Annotated in this window: 15 protein-coding genes and 1 riboswitch; all 15 genes read left to right on the top strand. The window is 74.2% G+C overall.

The genetic code is table 11. The annotated features are described in order from the left end of the window. The first annotated feature begins 70 nt into the window (after window positions 1-70). The 15 genes from ABEA04_RS21620 to hemW all read left to right on the top strand — a co-directional run bounded on the left by ABEA04_RS21620 (window position 71) and on the right by hemW (window position 15,324). Complete coding sequence (locus ABEA04_RS21620) at window positions 71-1,426, top strand: hemolysin family protein (protein ID WP_345463935.1); 1,356 nt, start codon at window positions 71-73, stop codon at window positions 1,424-1,426. Then, entirely contained in the window at window positions 1,423-2,541 is a 1,119-nt protein-coding gene (locus ABEA04_RS21615; protein WP_345463932.1) for a hemolysin family protein, read from the top strand. Before ABEA04_RS21620 ends, ABEA04_RS21615 begins: the two co-directional genes overlap by 4 nt. Further along, complete coding sequence (locus ABEA04_RS21610) at window positions 2,538-3,584, top strand: hemolysin family protein (protein WP_345463929.1); 1,047 nt, start codon at window positions 2,538-2,540, stop codon at window positions 3,582-3,584. Before ABEA04_RS21615 ends, ABEA04_RS21610 begins: the two co-directional genes overlap by 4 nt. 165 nt (window positions 3,585-3,749) lie before the next feature. Beyond that, a complete protein-coding gene (gene clsA / locus ABEA04_RS21605; protein WP_345464411.1) occupies window positions 3,750-4,331 on the top strand; it encodes a cardiolipin synthase ClsA in 582 nt (193 codons plus the stop codon). Continuing rightward, window positions 4,324-5,256, top strand: a complete 933-nt coding sequence (locus ABEA04_RS21600) for a DUF881 domain-containing protein (protein ID WP_345463926.1) — start codon at window positions 4,324-4,326, stop codon at window positions 5,254-5,256. Before clsA ends, ABEA04_RS21600 begins: the two co-directional genes overlap by 8 nt. After that, window positions 5,253-5,585 carry a small basic family protein gene (locus ABEA04_RS21595; protein ID WP_345463923.1) on the top strand — a complete coding sequence of 111 codons (333 nt, stop codon included), beginning with the start codon at window positions 5,253-5,255 and terminating at the stop codon, window positions 5,583-5,585. Before ABEA04_RS21600 ends, ABEA04_RS21595 begins: the two co-directional genes overlap by 4 nt. Next, window positions 5,578-6,330 carry a DUF881 domain-containing protein gene (locus ABEA04_RS21590; protein WP_345463920.1) on the top strand — a complete coding sequence of 251 codons (753 nt, stop codon included), beginning with the start codon at window positions 5,578-5,580 and terminating at the stop codon, window positions 6,328-6,330. The genes ABEA04_RS21595 and ABEA04_RS21590 overlap by 8 nt, the downstream gene beginning before the upstream one ends. 158 nt (window positions 6,331-6,488) lie before the next feature. Next, window positions 6,489-6,875: a glycine cleavage system protein GcvH gene (gene gcvH, locus ABEA04_RS21585; RefSeq protein WP_345463917.1), complete on the top strand. Its 387-nt coding sequence runs from the start codon at window positions 6,489-6,491 to the stop codon at window positions 6,873-6,875. A 149-nt stretch (window positions 6,876-7,024) separates the two neighbouring features. Continuing rightward, entirely contained in the window at window positions 7,025-7,561 is a 537-nt protein-coding gene (locus ABEA04_RS21580; RefSeq protein ID WP_345463914.1) for a zinc-ribbon and FHA domain-containing protein, read from the top strand. Between the two features lie 25 nt (window positions 7,562-7,586). Continuing rightward, a complete protein-coding gene (gene ftsR / locus ABEA04_RS21575; protein WP_345463911.1) occupies window positions 7,587-8,366 on the top strand; it encodes a transcriptional regulator FtsR in 780 nt (259 codons plus the stop codon). Window positions 8,367-8,400: 34 nt separating this feature from the next. Further along, window positions 8,401-8,871 (top strand): bifunctional nuclease family protein, encoded by a 471-nt coding sequence (locus tag ABEA04_RS21570; RefSeq protein ID WP_345463908.1) that lies wholly within the window; start codon window positions 8,401-8,403, stop codon window positions 8,869-8,871. A 125-nt stretch (window positions 8,872-8,996) separates the two neighbouring features. Further along, entirely contained in the window at window positions 8,997-9,605 is a 609-nt protein-coding gene (locus tag ABEA04_RS21565; protein WP_425577061.1) for a MerR family transcriptional regulator, read from the top strand. A 131-nt stretch (window positions 9,606-9,736) separates the two neighbouring features. Next, a riboswitch (glycine riboswitch) is annotated at window positions 9,737-9,844 on the top strand. 86 nt (window positions 9,845-9,930) lie between these two features. Beyond that, window positions 9,931-12,849, top strand: coding sequence for an aminomethyl-transferring glycine dehydrogenase (gcvP, locus tag ABEA04_RS21560; RefSeq protein ID WP_345463905.1), 2,919 nt, complete (start codon window positions 9,931-9,933; stop codon window positions 12,847-12,849). Beyond that, entirely contained in the window at window positions 12,846-14,090 is a 1,245-nt protein-coding gene (locus ABEA04_RS21555) for a serine hydrolase domain-containing protein (RefSeq protein WP_345463902.1), read from the top strand. The genes gcvP and ABEA04_RS21555 overlap by 4 nt, the downstream gene beginning before the upstream one ends. A 1-nt stretch (window position 14,091) precedes the next feature. Continuing rightward, complete coding sequence (gene hemW / locus ABEA04_RS21550; protein WP_345463897.1) at window positions 14,092-15,324, top strand: radical SAM family heme chaperone HemW; 1,233 nt, start codon at window positions 14,092-14,094, stop codon at window positions 15,322-15,324. The last annotated feature ends 129 nt before the right edge of the window (window positions 15,325-15,453 follow it).

Here is a 15,453-nt window from a genome sequence, read left to right as displayed (position 1 = left end):
CGCGCACCGACGACGCAGCCGGCCCAGCCGGCGCCGGGCACGCAGGCCGACGCGGAGCGGGGGACGAGCGGTGCTGACCGAGTGGCTGCTGCTGGCGCTAGCGCTGGTGCTGATCGCGGCGTGCGGCGTCTTCGTGGCGGCCGAGTTCGCCTTCGTCACCGTCGACCGCGGCCAGGTCGAGCGAGCCGTCGAGGCCGGTGACGGCAGCGCCGCCGGCGTCCGCACCGCCCTGCGCTCGCTCTCGACGCAGCTCTCGGGCGCGCAGGTGGGCATCACGGTCACCAACCTCGGCATCGGCTTCCTGGCCGAGCCCGCGCTCTCGGCGCTGCTGCGCGGGCCGCTGGAGGGCGTCGGGCTGCCCGCGGGCGCCGTCCCGGCGATCGCGCTCGGCATCGCGTTCGTGGTCAGCACCGTGCTCACGATGCTGTTCGGCGAGCTGGTGCCGAAGAACCTGGCCATCGCGCTGCCCATGGCCACTGCGCGAGCCACCCAGCGGCCGATGCGGTGGTTCACCGCCGCGATGGCCGGCCCGATCCGGGTGCTCAACGGCTCGGCCAACGCCATCGTGCGCCGGCTCGGCGTCGAGCCGCAGGAGGAGCTGCGCTCGGCGCGCAGCTCGACCGAGCTGGCCTCGCTGATCCAGCGCTCGGCCGACGAGGGCACCCTCGACGCCGACACCGCCGAGCTGATGGAGCGCTCGGTCGAGTTCGGCACCCGCACGGCCGGCGAGATCATGACGCCTCGCGTGCGCACCCACAGCCTCGACGTCAACGACCGCGCCGAGGCCGTGCTCGAGCTCACCCGCCAGACCGGCCACTCCCGCTTCCCGGTGCTCGAGGACGACGCCGTCGTCGGCACCGTGCACGTCAAGCACGCCGTCGCGCTGCCGCTGCACGAGCGGCCGACGACCAAGGTCAAGCACCTGATGGCCAAGCCGATCGTGGTCCCCGACACGCTGCGGCTCGACCCGCTGCTCGCGCTGCTGCGCGCCGACGGCTTCCAGCTGGCCGTCGTCCTCGACGAGTACGGCGGCCAGGCCGGCATCGTGACGCTCGAGGACGTCATCGAGGAGATCGTCGGCGACATCTCCGACGAGCACGACCGGCTCGGCGCCCGCGCCCGCCAGCGGCGCGACGGCTCGTGGTCGCTCTCGGGGCTGCTGCGTCCCGACGAGGTCGAGGACATCACCGGAGTCGAGCTGCCCGAGAGCGAGGACTACGACACCATCGCCGGCCTCGTGCTCCAGGTGCTCGGCCGCATCCCCGTCACCGGTGACCTCGCCGAGGTGCCGGTGCCCGACCGCAGCGAGCCCGACACGCCGCGCGAGCGGCTCGCCGTCCTCACCGTCGAGCACATGGACGGCCTGCGCGTCGACCGGCTCTCGCTCACGCTGCCCGACGTCGAGCCGGCCGGGACCGACGCGTGAGCGCGCCGGCCGCGATCGGTCTGGCGGTGCTGCTGCTCCTGGGCAACGCGTTCTTCGTGGGCTCGGAGTTCGCGATGATCTCCGCGCGCCGCAGCCAGATCGAGCCGCTCGCCGTCGACGGGTCGCGCCTGGCCGCCGTGGCCCTCAAGGCGATGGAGAACATCAGCCTGGTCATCGCGGTCAACCAGCTGGGCATCACGCTGTGCTCCCTGCTGCTCGGCGCCATCGGCGAGCCCGCCGTGGCCCACCTCATCGACCCGGCCCTGGTCGCGCTGTCGCTGCCGGAGGGCCTCGCCTACCCGATCGCGTTCGCGGTGGCGCTCCTGCTCGTGGTCTTCCTGCACGTGGTGATGGGCGAGATGGTGCCCAAGAACCTCGCCCTCGCCGCCCCCGAGCGCGCGGCGCTGGTGCTGGCGCCGGCCATCTGGGCCTTCGTCACCGTGCTGCGCCCCGTGGTCGTCGTCATCAATCTCGCCGCGGCGGGCGCGCTGCGGCTGGTCGGCGTCCGGCTGCGCGAGGAGGTGAGCAGCACCTACACCCGCGAGGAGGTCGAGGCGCTGGTCGAGCAGTCGCGCGGCGAGGGCCTGCTCGAGGACGCCGAGTACGACCGGCTGGCCCACGCCCTCGGCTTCACCGAGCGCACCGTCGAGGAGGTGCGCCTCGACCCGGCCGAGCTGACCCTCGTCGATCGTGGGAGCACCCCCGCCGACGTCGAGGCGGCCTGCGCGCAGACCGGCTTCAGCCGCTTCCCCGTCTCCGACGGCGAGGGCGGGCTGGTCGGCTACCTCCACATCAAGGACGTGCTCGAGCCCGACCCGCGCCGCCGGCTCCGACCGGTCGACGACCGGTGGGTGCGCCCGCTCGCCACCGTGCGGGCCGGCACCCGGCTGCACGAGGCGCTGGAGGCGCTGCAGCGCACCGGCGCTCACATGGCCCGCGTGGTCGACGACGCCGGCGCGACGATCGGCGTCGCCACGCTCGAGGACGTCATCGAGGAGCTGGTCGGCGAGATCCGTGACGCCGCGCACCTCGACGACCACGTGGGCCCCGACGGCCACGGCGGGGCGCTCGCGCCGCTCGACCGGCTCGCCCCGAACCTCGGGACGGCCTCGTGAGCGACTACGCCGGCCTCGCCCTGGCCGTCGCGCTGCTCGGCCTCAACGCCTTCTTCGTCGGCGCGGAGTTCGCGCTCGTCTCGGCGCGGCGCAGCCAGATCGAGCCCACCGCCCAGGCCGGCTCGCGGATGGCGCGCACCACCCTCCGCGCGATGGAGAACGTCTCGCTGATGATGGCCGGCGCGCAGCTCGGCATCACGATCTGCTCCGTCGGCCTCGGCGCGGTCGGCGAGCCCGCGCTGGCCCACCTCATCGAGCCGCTGTTCGAGCGGGTCGGCGTCCCCGAGGGGCTGCTGCACCCCGTCGCGTTCGTGCTCGCCCTGCTCGTCGTGGTCTTCCTGCACGTCGTCCTCGGCGAGATGGTGCCCAAGAACATCGCCATCGCCGGGCCCGAGCGGGCCGCGCTGGTGCTCGGGCCGCCGATGCTGGCCGTCGTCACCCTGCTGCGTCCGCTGATCGTCGCCCTCAACGCCATCGCCAACCGCACGCTGCGGCTGCTGCGCGTCGAGCCGCGCGACGAGGTCGCCTCCACCTACACCCGCGAGGAGGTCGCCGCCCTGGTCGAGGAGTCGCGGGGCGAGGGGATGATCGCGGCCGAGGAGTACGACCGCCTCGCCGGCGCGCTCGGGTTCACCGAGAAGACCGTCGCGCTCGTGGTGCTGCCGCTGGCCGAGATGACCACGGTGGGTCGCGGCACCAGCCCGGCCGACGTCGAGGCGCTGTGCGCCGAGACCGGCTACAGCCGCTTCCCCGTCACCGACGGCGACGGCGAGCTGGCCGGCTACGTGCACATCAAGGACGTGCTGGAGTCCGACGAGCGCCGACGCCTCGGCGCCATCGACGCCAAGCGCGTGCGACCGCTCGCCACCGTGCGCCGCGACGCCCCGCTCCACGAGGCGCTCGAGGTGCTGCAGCGCCGCGGTGCCCACATGGCGCGCGTCGTCGACGACGCCGGTGCCGTCGTCGGCGTCGCCACCCTCGAGGACGCCATCGAGGAGCTCGTCGGCGAGATCCGCGACGCCGTCAGCGGCAGCCACCCGTGAGCGTGCGATGAGCGGCGCGGCCCGCCGGGACGGCGACGGCCGACTCGCGTGCGGCGGCGCGGCGACGCGACCCCGGCGGCGCCGACCGCGCCGCCTATCCTCTCTCCCGTGGCGGGAGAGCAGGTGAGTGCCGCGGCCCGGGCGGCGCGAGACGGCGAGGGCGAGGTGCGCCCCCTGGTCTTCACGCTCCCCAACGCGCTCAGCGCGCTGCGGCTGCTCGGCGTCCCGCTGTTCCTCTGGCTGGTGCTGGTGCCCGAGGCCGACGCCTGGGCCCTGCTCGTGCTCGTCGCCTCCGGCGTCACCGACTTCCTCGACGGCTGGCTCGCGCGCCGGCTGGACCAGCAGTCGGTGGTCGGCCAGATCCTCGACCCGGTCGCCGACCGCCTCTACATCCTGGCGGTGGTCGTCGGCCTCGCTCTGCGCGACGTCATCCCGTGGTGGGTGGCGATCTCGCTGCCGCTGCGCGACCTGCTGATGTGGGGCCTGGTGCCCCTGCTGCGCACCCGCGGCTACAGCGCGCTGCCGGTGCACTTCCTCGGCAAGGCCGCCACCGCCAACCTGCTCTACGCCTTCCCGCTGCTGCTGCTCGGCGACGGCGAGGGCACGGTGGCCTCGCTCGCCGACGTGTTCGGCTGGGCCTTCGCCATCTGGGGCATCGGCCTCTACTGGTGGGCCGGGGTGCTCTACGCCTGGCAGGTGCGCAAGCTGCTCGCCACGACCGAGCGACGGCCGGCCCGCGATGGCTGAGCCCACCGGGCCCACCGGGCCCACCGGGCCTACCAGGCCCACCGGGCCGACGGGGCCGGGACGACGTCCGCCCGCCGACGTCCCCGAGCAGGTGCGGCTGCCGCTGCTCACCCTCATCACCCAGCAGTCGCTCGACGAGGACTACCGCACCGCCGCCGCCCGGCGCGCCGCCGGCGCCCCGCTGCCGCCGCGCGACCGGCCCCGGCGCACCGCGGCCGTCGTCATCGGCGTCTTCGGCCTGCTCGCCGCCACGGCGTTCGTGCAGACCTCGCGCAACGCCGACGCAGCCTCGGCCAGCCGCGAGACCCTCATCGCCCAGATCGAGAACCGCCGCGGCGTGCTGGCGCGCCAGACCGACCGCGTCGCACGGCTCAACGACCGCAACACCGCCCTCGAGCGCAGCGTCACCGACCTGACCGGGCAGACCCTCGAGGCCGACGGCGTCCGCGAGACCCTCGCCACCGGCACCGGGTTCGTCGCCGTGGAGGGCGAGGGGCTGCGCGTCACCGTCACCGAGCCCGAGAACGCCGACGAGAACCAGCAGGTCAAGGACGAGGACCTCGCACTGCTCGTCAACGGGCTGTGGGAGGCCGGCGCCGAGGCCGTCGCGGTCAACGGACGACGGCTCACCGCCCGCAGCGCCATCCGCACCAGCGGCCTGGCCATCAAGGTCAACGGCGTCGGCATCGCCGCGCCCTACACCGTCGAGGCCGTCGGCGACACCCGCGTGCTCGCGGCGCGGCTGTTCGAGACCACCTCCGGCCTGCTGTTCGCCGACAACGCCACCACCTACGGCTTCTCCTACGACCTCGACAACGTCGACGCGCTCGAGCTGCCCGCGGCGCCGCCGGGCCTGGCCGTGCTGCGGACCGCGGTCACCTCCAGCGACGACCCACGAGCCGAGCGGGGAGGTGACGGCCGGTGATCGCCGCCCTCGGCCTGCTCATCGGCGTGGTGCTCGGCCTGGTGCTGAGCCCCGACGTGCCGCTGGGCCTCGAGCCCTACCTGCCCATCGCCGTCGTCGCCGCCCTCGACGCCGTCTTCGGCGGCCTGCGGGCCTACCTCGACGGCATCTTCGACGACAAGGTCTTCGTGGTCTCGTTCCTCAGCAACGTGGTGATCGCGGCGGCCATCGTCTACCTCGGCGACCGCCTCGGCGTCGGTGGACAGCTCTCCACCGGCGTCATTGTCGTGCTCGGCATCCGCATCTTCTCCAACGTCGCCGCGATCCGTCGGCACCTGTTCCATGCCTGAGCCCGCCGCGGCGCCCGAGACGCCGTCGTCCCAGCCCACCGGCCGTGCGCGGCTCGGCCGGGCGCTGTCGACGCCCTCGCGCAACCAGCTCGTCGCCGCCGTGCTGCTCGCGCTGCTCGGCTTCGCCGCCGTCACGCAGATCCGCGCCAACGACGACGACACCACCTACGCCGGCTACCGCCAGCAGGACCTCATCGACGTCATCTCCGGCCTCGCCGCCACCACCCAGCGCACCCAGGCCGAGATCGACCGCCTCACCCAGGTGCGCGACGACCTGCTCGAGGAGTCGACCAGCCGGCAGGCCGCGCTGGAGCAGGCGCAGGACGAGATCGCGACCCTCAACGTGCTGGCGGGCGCGGTGCCGGTCACCGGCCCCGGCATCCGGGTGACCATCACCGAGGAGACCGGCCGGGTGCAGGTCTCCTCGATGCTCGACACCATCCAGGAGCTGCGCTCGGTCGGGGCCGAGGCTATCCAGGTCAACGGCCTGGTGCGCGTGGTCGCCCAGACGTCGTTCGAGGAGACGACCGGCGGCCTCGAGGTCGACGGCCAGCTGATCGAGTCGCCCTACGTGGTCGACGCCATCGGCATCCCGGCGACGCTCGCGGGCGCCATGTCGTTCGCGCTCGGCCCGCGCGACAGCCTCGAGCGCGACGGCGCCACGGTGCAGGTCGAGGAGTTCACCTCCCTCGACGTCGACACCGTGCGCGAGCCGCTCGACCCCGAGGTGGCCGGGCCGCGCTAGCCGCGACCTCCGCACCCGCCGCCGCACCCGTGAACGGGGCGGGTGCCCCCGGCTGCCGACGTCCGTGGGGGCCACTAAGGTGCTGTGACGCGAGCGAGGGTGCTGCAGGCCCCTCGTGCCGCGCGCCCCGCGTCCCACGAGCAGCCCCCAGGAGCACCGTGTACCCCGAGGACCTGAAGTACACCGCCGAGCACGAGTGGGTGCGCACCCCCGGTGAGCACGAGGGGTCGGTGCGCATCGGCATCACCGACTACGCCCAGGACGCGCTCGGCGACATCGTCTACGTCTCGCTGCCCGAGGTGGGCGAGACCGTCGAGGCCGGCAGCACCTGCGGTGAGCTCGAGTCGACCAAGTCGGTCAGCGACGTCTACGCGCCGGTCACCGGCGAGGTCGTGGCCCGCAACGAGGCTCTCGACGCCACCCCAGAGCTCGTCAACAACGACCCCTACGGCGGCGGCTGGCTCTTCGAGGTCGTGCCCGCCACCGCGGGCGACGTCGACGCCCTGATGGACGCCGGCGCCTACACCGCCAGCCTCGACGGCTGAGCCGTCCCGCGGCCGCCGCGCGCGGTGCCGTCGGGACGTCGTCGGATGCTGTCGACCCGCCCCCGGGCCGTGTGCCCGGCTGGTAGGTTTCTCGAACCGTCAGCCTCAGCCGTGCGTTGAGGGTTGGCGCCGGTCCTGGGAGGAGCACGATGCCGTTCTGCACCGCGTGTGGCAGGCAGAACCCCGACGACGCACGCTTCTGCGCGCAGTGCGGCACCCGCCTGGTGACCGCCGGGCCGCCGCGCACCGGCGACGCGCCCGCCGAGGGTGACCCGTCGGGGGAGTCGACCGCCACGATCCAGATCGGTGTCGGCCCCGGCGCCGACACCTCCGACCGGGCGCTGAACCCGGTCGACGCGGCCGCCGTCGACGCGTTGCCCGTCGGCAGCGCGCTGCTCGTCGTCCAGAAAGGCCCCGGCGCGGGCAGCCGGTTCCTGCTCGACTCCGACGTCGTCAACGCCGGCCGCCACCCCGACAGCGAGATCTTCCTCGACGACGTCACGGTCTCGCGCCGGCACGCGGTCTTCCGCCGAGAGGGCGACGGCTACACCGTGGCCGACGCTGGCAGCCTCAACGGCACCTACGTCAACCGCGACCGCATCGAGCAGGTGACGCTCAAGGACAGCGACGAGGTCCAGGTCGGCAAGTACCGGCTGGTCTTCTTCGCCGGCCACGAGAGCGCCTGAGCGAGCCCCGCCCGCTGTGCCCGCCGTGCCCGGCTCCCAGCCGCAGCCCGACCCCTCCGGCGGCTCGAGCCACCCCGACGACACCGCCCGGATGAACATCGGGCAGGTGCTCGACCTGCTGCGCCCCGACTTCCCGACCATCACGATCCCGAAGATCCGCTTCCTCGAGGACCAGGGGCACATCAAGCCCGAGCGGACGCCGTCGGGCTACCGCAAGTTCTGCACCGCCGACGTCGACCGGCTGCGCTACGTGCTCACGATGCAGCGCGACCACTACCTGCCGCACAAGGTCATCCGCGAGCACCTCGACGCCATCGACCGCGGGCTCGAGCCGCCGCCGATCGAGCCCGTGGTGCCCACCGTGCCGACGGTCGCGCTCGGCGACGACGGCCTGCCGAGCCCGGCGTCCTTCGCCCGGCGCGACGCGGTGCGCCTCTCGCGCCGCGAGCTGCTCAAGATCGCCGAGATCGACGAGGCGCTGCTCGCCCAGCTCGAGGACTACGGCCTCGTCACCGCCAAGCCGGGCACCGGCCACTACGACACCGACGCGCTGGTCATCGCGCAGACCGCGCGCGAGCTGGGGCAGTTCGGTCTCGAGCCTCGCCACCTGCGCGCCTTCCGCGCCGCCTCCGACCGTGAGGTCGGCCTCGTCGAGCAGGTCGTGGCCCCGCTGCACCGCGGCCGGGACGCCGGAGCCCGCGCCCGCGCCGACGAGACGGTCGAGACCGTGGCGGCGCTGTCGGTGCGGCTGCACGCCACGCTCGTCAAGGCCGGCCTGGCGCGCGCGGGTCTGCGCCGGGGGTGACACACGGCTCGGCCGTGCGGCGTACTGTGAAGGCGTGCGCGAGGTCGATGTCATGGGAGTCCGGGTCGAGATGCCCTCGAACCAGCCGATCGTGCTGCTCCGCGAGGTGACCGGCGAGCGCTACCTGCCGATCTGGATCGGCGCGGTCGAGGCGACGGCGATCGCGTTCGCGCAGCAGGGCGTCGTCCCGCCGCGGCCGCTGACCCACGACCTGCTCAAGGACGTGCTCGAGGCCACCGGCTCGACCCTCGACGAGGTGCGCATCACCGAGGTCAAGGGCGGGGTCTTCTACGCGATGCTGGTCTTCGGCTCCGGTGTCGAGGTGAGCGCCCGGCCCTCCGACTCGATCGCCCTCGCCCTGCGCACCGGCACGCGCATCGTGTGCGCCGACGACGTCCTCGACGAGGCCGGGCTCGCCGTCCCGGCCGAGCAGGAGGACGAGGTCGAGAAGTTCCGCGAGTTCCTCGACCACGTCACCCCCGAGGACTTCGAGGCCGACCGCTGAGCCTCGGCACCGCACAACCCTCACCCTCGACGTGAGGGTGCGACACGCCCCTGGGGTCTTTGACCGGGTGCCGTGCCCGCCGTACCGTCGAGTCTCGTCGTTGTAACTATCGAGCGGAGACGCATGTGAACGAGCAACCCCGGGCTGGGGACGCGCCCGCCGAGCAGGCTGCCGCGGTGGAGGCGGCCGGCGAGCAGGGCCTGCTGTTCACCGACGACGTCTCGCCGCTGCCCAGCGACCGCGGCTACCGCGGGCCCACGGCCTGCAACGCCGCCGGCATCACCTACCGTCAGCTCGACTACTGGGCCCGCACCGGCCTGATCGAGCCCGAGGTGCGCGGCGCCAAGGGCTCGGGCTCGCAGCGGCTGTACTCGTTCCGCGACATCCTGATCCTCAAGGTCATCAAGCGACTGCTGGACGCCGGCATCTCGCTGCAGCAGATCCGCGTGGCCGTCTCGCACCTGCGCGAGCGCGGCACCGACGACCTCACCACCGTCACGCTGATGAGCGACGGCGCCTCGGTCTACGAGTGCACCTCCAACGACGAGGTCATCGACCTGCTCCAGGGCGGCCAGGGCGTCTTCGGCATCGCCATCGGCGGCGTCTGGCGCGAGATCGAGGGCACCCTCGCCGAGCTGCCCAGCGAGCGCGCCGACGTCCCCGCCACCGCGGCCACCGAGCCCGTCGCCGGCGACGAGCTCGCCGCCCGCCGCCAGGCCCGTACCGCCGGCTGATCGTTCTCCCCGCTGACCCGTCGCTCATAGGCGACGGGTCAGCGTCATTTCGCTGACCCGTCAGACATGTCTGACGGGTCAGCGTGGTTTTGGGGCGGGTGTGGCTCGATCCGCTACCTTGGGAGGGCTGTCGATCCCGCGCGGGAGAGACTTCGTCCGGGTCCAGCGGGTCCGGGCGCAGCGCCGAAGGGGCAAATCCTCCCCGGAACCTCTCAGGCACCCAGGACCGCGTGGTGCAGGCACCTGTGGAGCCCGGCTCGCCGTGGTGACAGAGGGGGAGGGAGCCAGGCCGTCTCCGGCCGACCCCACCCGAGGAGTCCTCGCGATGACCGACCACCCCAGCCTCGCCGAGCTCGACGCCGCCTCGCCGTTCGTCGAGCGGCACGTCGGGCCCGGCGCCGACGACGTCGCCCGCATGCTCGAGACGCTCGGCTACGCCTCGCTCGACGAGCTCATGGCGGCCGCGGTGCCCGAGGGCATCCGCAGCGCCGAGGAGCTCGACCTGCCCCGGCCGCTCACCGAGGAGGCCACGGCGCGCGAGCTGCGCCAGATCGCGGCCGCGAACCGGCCCGGCGAGGCCATGATCGGGCTCGGCTACCACCCCACGATCACGCCGCCGGTGGTGCGCCGCAACGTGCTCGAGGACCCGTCCTGGTACACCGCCTACACGCCCTACCAGCCCGAGATCAGCCAGGGCCGGCTCGAGGCGCTGCTGAACTTCCAGACCGTCGTCGCCGACCTGACGGGCCTGCCCACCGCCGGCGCCAGCCTGCTCGACGAGGGCACCGCGGCCGCCGAGGCGATGACGCTCGTGCGCCGCGCCAACCGCAAGGCCAGCGGCCCGTTCGTCGTGGACGCCGACGCGCTGCCGCAGACCATCGAGGTCGTGCGCACGCGGGCCGCCGCCATGGGCATCGAGGTCGTCGTCGCCGACCTGTCCGGCACCGGTGACGAGCTGGCCGCCGCGCTGCCCGACGGCGCGCTGTGCGGCGTCCTGCTGCAGTACCCCGGCACCTCGGGCCGCATCGTCGACCCGCGACCGGTGATCGAGGCGGCCCACGAGCGCGGCGGGCTCGCCGTCGTCGCGGCCGACCTGCTCGCCCTGACCCTGCTCGAGGCGCCCGGCGCGATGGGCGCCGACGTGGTCGTCGGGTCGAGCCAGCGGTTCGGCGTCCCGCTGTTCTACGGCGGCCCGCACGCCGGCTTCATGTCGGTGGCCGCCGGCCTCGAGCGGCACCTGCCGGGCCGCCTGGTCGGCGTCAGCGTCGACGCCCACGGCAATCCGGCCTACCGCCTGGCGCTGCAGACCCGCGAGCAGCACATCCGGCGCGACAAGGCCACCTCGAACATCTGCACCGCCCAGGTGCTGCTGGCCGTCGTGGCCGCGATGTACGCCGTCTACCACGGCCCCGAGGGCCTGCGGGCGATCGCGACCCGCACCCACCGGTACGCCGCCGTGCTCGCCCGCGCCCTGCGCGACGCCGGCTTCGAGATCGCCCACGAGCAGTTCTTCGACACCGTCACCGTCACCGCCCCGGGCGGCGCCGAGGCCGTCGTCACCGGCGCCCGCGCGCTGGGCGTCCAGCTGCGCTTCGTGGACGACGACACCGTCGCGTTCACCACGTCCGAGACCACCACGCGCTCCACCGTCGACAGCGTGCTGAAGGCCTTCGGCGTCGCGGCCGACCAGCGCGACGTCGACGCCGTCGACCGGGTCAGCGGCGACGCGCTGCCCGACGCGCTGCGCCGCGAGACGCCCTACCTCACCCACGAGGTGTTCTCGACCCACCGCAGCGAGACCTCGATGCTGCGCTACCTGCGCCGGCTCTCGGCGCGCGACTACGCCCTCGACCGCGGCATGATCCCGCTCGGCTCGTGCACGATGAAGCTGAACGCGACCACCGAGATGGAGCCGGTGAGCCTGCCGGGCTTCGCCGACCTGCACCCGTTCGCACCGGCCGACGACGCGCTGGGCTACCGGCGCCTGGTCGACGAGCTCGAGGGCTGGCTGGCGGAGGTCACCGGCTACGACAAGGTCTCGATCCAGCCCAACGCCGGCTCGCAGGGCGAGCTGGCCGGGCTGCTCGCCATCCGCGGCTACCACCACGCGCGCGGCGACCAGAAGCGCGACGTGTGCCTGATCCCCAGCTCGGCGCACGGCACCAACGCCGCGTCGGCGGTGATGGCCGGCATGCGCGTCGTGGTCGTCAGGGCCGCCGACGACGGTGCGGTCGACCTCGACGACCTCGCGGCCCAGTGCGTGAAGCACGCCGACGACCTCGCCGCGATCATGGTCACCTACCCCTCGACCCATGGCGTCTACGAGGGCTCGATCACCCGGCTCTGCGAGATCGTGCACGAGCACGGTGGCCAGGTCTACGTCGACGGCGCCAACCTCAACGCGCTGCTGGGCCACGCTCGCCCCGGCGAGTTCGGCGGCGACGTCTCGCATCTGAACCTGCACAAGACCTTCTGCATCCCGCACGGCGGCGGCGGCCCCGGCGTGGGCCCGGTCGCGGTGCGCGAGCACCTCGCGCCGTTCCTGCCCTCGCACGGCATGCACCCCGAGGCCGAGCGCCGCGAGGGTGTCGGCGCGCTGAGCGCGGCCCCCTACGGCAGCGCCGGCATCCTCCCGATCTCGTGGGCCTACATCCGGCTGATGGGCGCGGCGGGCCTGACCCACGCGACGTCGGTGGCCGTGCTGGCCGCCAACTACGTCGCGCGCCGCCTGCGCGACCATTTCCCGGTGCTCTACACCGGGCACGGCGGGCTGGTGGCCCACGAGTGCATCCTCGACGTGCGGCCGCTGACCAAGGCCACCGGCGTGACCGTCGACGACGTCGCCAAGCGGCTGGTCGACTACGGCTTCCACGCCCCGACGATGTCGTTCCCCGTGGCCGGCACGCTGATGGTCGAGCCCACCGAGAGCGAGGACCTCGCCGAGATCGACCGCTTCTGCGACGCGATGATCGCCATCCGCGGCGAGGTCGAGCAGGTCGCCCGGGGCGAGTGGAGCGTCGAGGACTCGCCGCTGCGCGGGGCCCCGCACACCGCCGCCGCGCTCACCGGCGACTGGGACCGCGCCTACAGCCGCGACGTCGCCGTCTTCCCGACCGGCCCCGACCCCGACAAGTACTGGCCGCCGGTCGGCCGCATCGACCAGGCGTACGGCGACCGCAACCTGGTCTGCTCATGCCCCTCGCCCGAGGCGTTCGCGCAGGCCGAGGAGGGCGGCGGGGAGTGACGCTGCACGACCGGCTGGTCGTGCTGCAGCGTCGCGGCCGGCTGCCCTCGGTGGTCGGCGGCGTGGTGCGCGACGGCGTCCTGGTCGAGACCGCCGGCGTGGCGACCGACCCCGAGGTCGCGTTCCGCATCGGCTCCATCACCAAGACCCTCACCGCGGTGCTCGTGATGCAGCTGCGCGACGAGGGCCGGCTCGGCCTCGACGACCCGCTCGCGCGGCACCTGCCCGGCGTCGGCTACGGCGACCTCACGCTCGCCGGCCTGCTCGGCCACACCGGCGGCATGCAGAGCGAGCCGTGCGGGCCGTGGTGGGAGCGCACCGACGGCGGCGACTTCGCCACCCTCGCCGCCGCCAACGACGGCTCGGGCGCGGTCGCCGGCCCGGGGGAGTGGTTCCACTACTCCAACCTCGGCTACGGCCTGCTCGGCGAGGTCGTGGCCCGGCTCCGCGAGGCGCCGTGGTGGGACGTCGTCCGCACGCGGCTGCTCGAGCCGCTCGACCTGACGCGCACCACCTACGGACCGGTCGCGCCGCACGCGCAGGGCCACAGCGTCGAGCACCTCACCGGCCGGCTGGCCGACGAGCCCCACACCGACACCGGCGCCATGGCGCCGGCCGGGCAGGCGTGGAGCACCGTGGCCGACCTCGCGGTCTGGGCGGGCGTGCTGGCCGGACGCCGTCCCGACGTCCTCGCTCCCGCCACGGCCGAGGAGATGCGCCGGCCCCGGCTCGACCCCGGCTACGGCTTCGGGCTGCGGCTGGTCGAGGCGGGCGGACGCCGGCTGGCCGGGCACACCGGCTCGATGCCGGGCTTCCTCGCGAGCCTGTTCACCGACCCCGCCACCGGCGACGCCGTGATCGTGCTGGCGAACGCCACCACCGGGCTCGACACCGACGGGGCGGCGGCCGCGCTGCTCGAGGGCCCCGAGCCCGCCGGCAGCACGGCGCCGTGGACGCCGTCCACCGACGTCCCCGACGCCGTCGCGCCGCTGCTCGGCTTCTGGTTCTGGGGCCACACGGCACTCGAGCTGCGGTGGAGCGAGGGGCGGCTGGAGGTGCGCCGCCTGCAGGACGCCGGGTTCGCGCACGCCTTCGAGCTGCGCGCCGACGGCGCGATCGTCGGCGTCGAGGGCTACCACCGCGGCGAGACGCTGCACGTGCACCCGACGCACCTGGAGTGCGCGACGTTCGTCTACACGCGCACGCCCTACGACCCGGCCGCGCCGATCCCGGGAGCCTGACGTGCCCTCCGCCCCGCCCGACGGCGAGCCGGCGCCCGACGACGGCGCGCTGCCGTCGTCCGCGCTGTCCGGCCTCGGCGACCGCGGCCTGTCGGTCTACGTGCACGTGCCCTTCTGCTCGGTGCGGTGCGGCTACTGCGACTTCAACACCTACACCGCCGACGAGCTCGGCCCGGGCGCGTCGCGCGGCGACTACGCCGCGGCGGCCGTCGAAGAGGTGCGGCTGGCGCGGCGGGTGCTCGGCGACGCGCTACCAGCCGGCGACCCGGTCTCGACGGTCTTCCTCGGCGGCGGGACGCCGACCCTGCTGTCCCCGGGCGCCCTCGCCTCGGTGCTCGCCGCGATCGACGGCGAGCTGGGCCTGGCGCCCGACGCCGAGGTGACCACGGAGGCCAACCCCGACTCCGTGACCCCCGCCGACCTGGCCGCGCTGCGCGAGGCCGGGTTCACCCGCATCTCCTTCGGCATGCAGTCCGCGGTGCCGCACGTGCTCGCGGTGCTCGACCGCACCCACGACCCCGCGCGGGTGCCCGACGTCGTCGTCTGGGCACGCGCGGCCGGGTTCGAGCACGTCAGCCTCGACCTCATCTACGGCACGCCGGGCGAGAGCCTCGACGACTGGGCCACCTCGGTCGACTCCGCGCTCGCGTGCGGTCCCGACCACGTCTCGGCGTACTCGCTGGTGGTCGAGCCCGGCACCGCGCTGGCGCGGCGGGTGCGTCGCGGCGAGGTGCCCGCCACCGACGACGACGACCTCGCCGACAAGTACGCGCTCGCCGACGAGCGCCTGACCGCCGCGGGGCTGGGCTGGTACGAGGTGTCGAACTGGGCGCTCTCACCCGCCGACCGCTGCCGGCACAACCTGGCCTACTGGCGCGGCGCCGACTGGTGGGGCGTCGGCCCCGGCGCCCACTCGCACGTCGGCGGCGTGCGCTGGTGGAACGTCAAGCACCCCGCCGCCTACGCCGCCCGGCTCGCCGCCGGCCGCAGCCCCGCCCAGGCTCGCGAGGTGCTCGACGACGAGACCCGCCGCATCGAGCGGGTGCTGCTCGAGGTGCGGCTGCGCGAGGGCCTCGCGCTCGACGTCCTCGACGACGCCGGCCGCGCCGCCGTCCCCGACGTGGTCGCCGACGGGCTGGGTGTCGTGGAGGACGAAGCGGACGGCGGGCGGCTGGTGCTCACACGCCGTGGCCGCCTGCTGGCCGACGCCGTCGTCCGCGCCGTGCTGCCCTGACCGCCGTCCCGCCGGCGTCCGGCGAGGGTTCTCGGGCTGTCCCCCCGCTTCTCGGGCAGTGCATTGCCCGAGAACGTCAGGGATACCCGGTGAACCGGGTATCGCTGACGACCACCCGAGTCACTCGAG

The organism is Nocardioides marinquilinus (genome assembly GCF_039543705.1).
GTDB classification, from domain to species: domain Bacteria; phylum Actinomycetota; class Actinomycetes; order Propionibacteriales; family Nocardioidaceae; genus Nocardioides; species Nocardioides marinquilinus.
The sequence above is the reverse complement of the archived record's forward strand: the minus strand, read 5'-3'. Positions and strand labels throughout refer to the sequence as shown.

Excerpts from the sequence above, each read along its gene's own strand:
- ABEA04_RS21600 (WP_345463926.1), top strand. The coding sequence starts at position 4,324 with ATGGCTGAGCCCACCGGGCCCACCGGGCCCACCGGGCCTACCAGGCCC.
- ABEA04_RS21590 (WP_345463920.1), top strand. The coding sequence starts at position 5,578 with ATGCCTGAGCCCGCCGCGGCGCCCGAGACGCCGTCGTCCCAGCCCACC.
- ABEA04_RS21580 (WP_345463914.1), top strand. The coding sequence starts at position 7,025 with ATGCCGTTCTGCACCGCGTGTGGCAGGCAGAACCCCGACGACGCACGC.
- gcvP (WP_345463905.1), top strand. The coding sequence starts at position 9,931 with ATGACCGACCACCCCAGCCTCGCCGAGCTCGACGCCGCCTCGCCGTTC.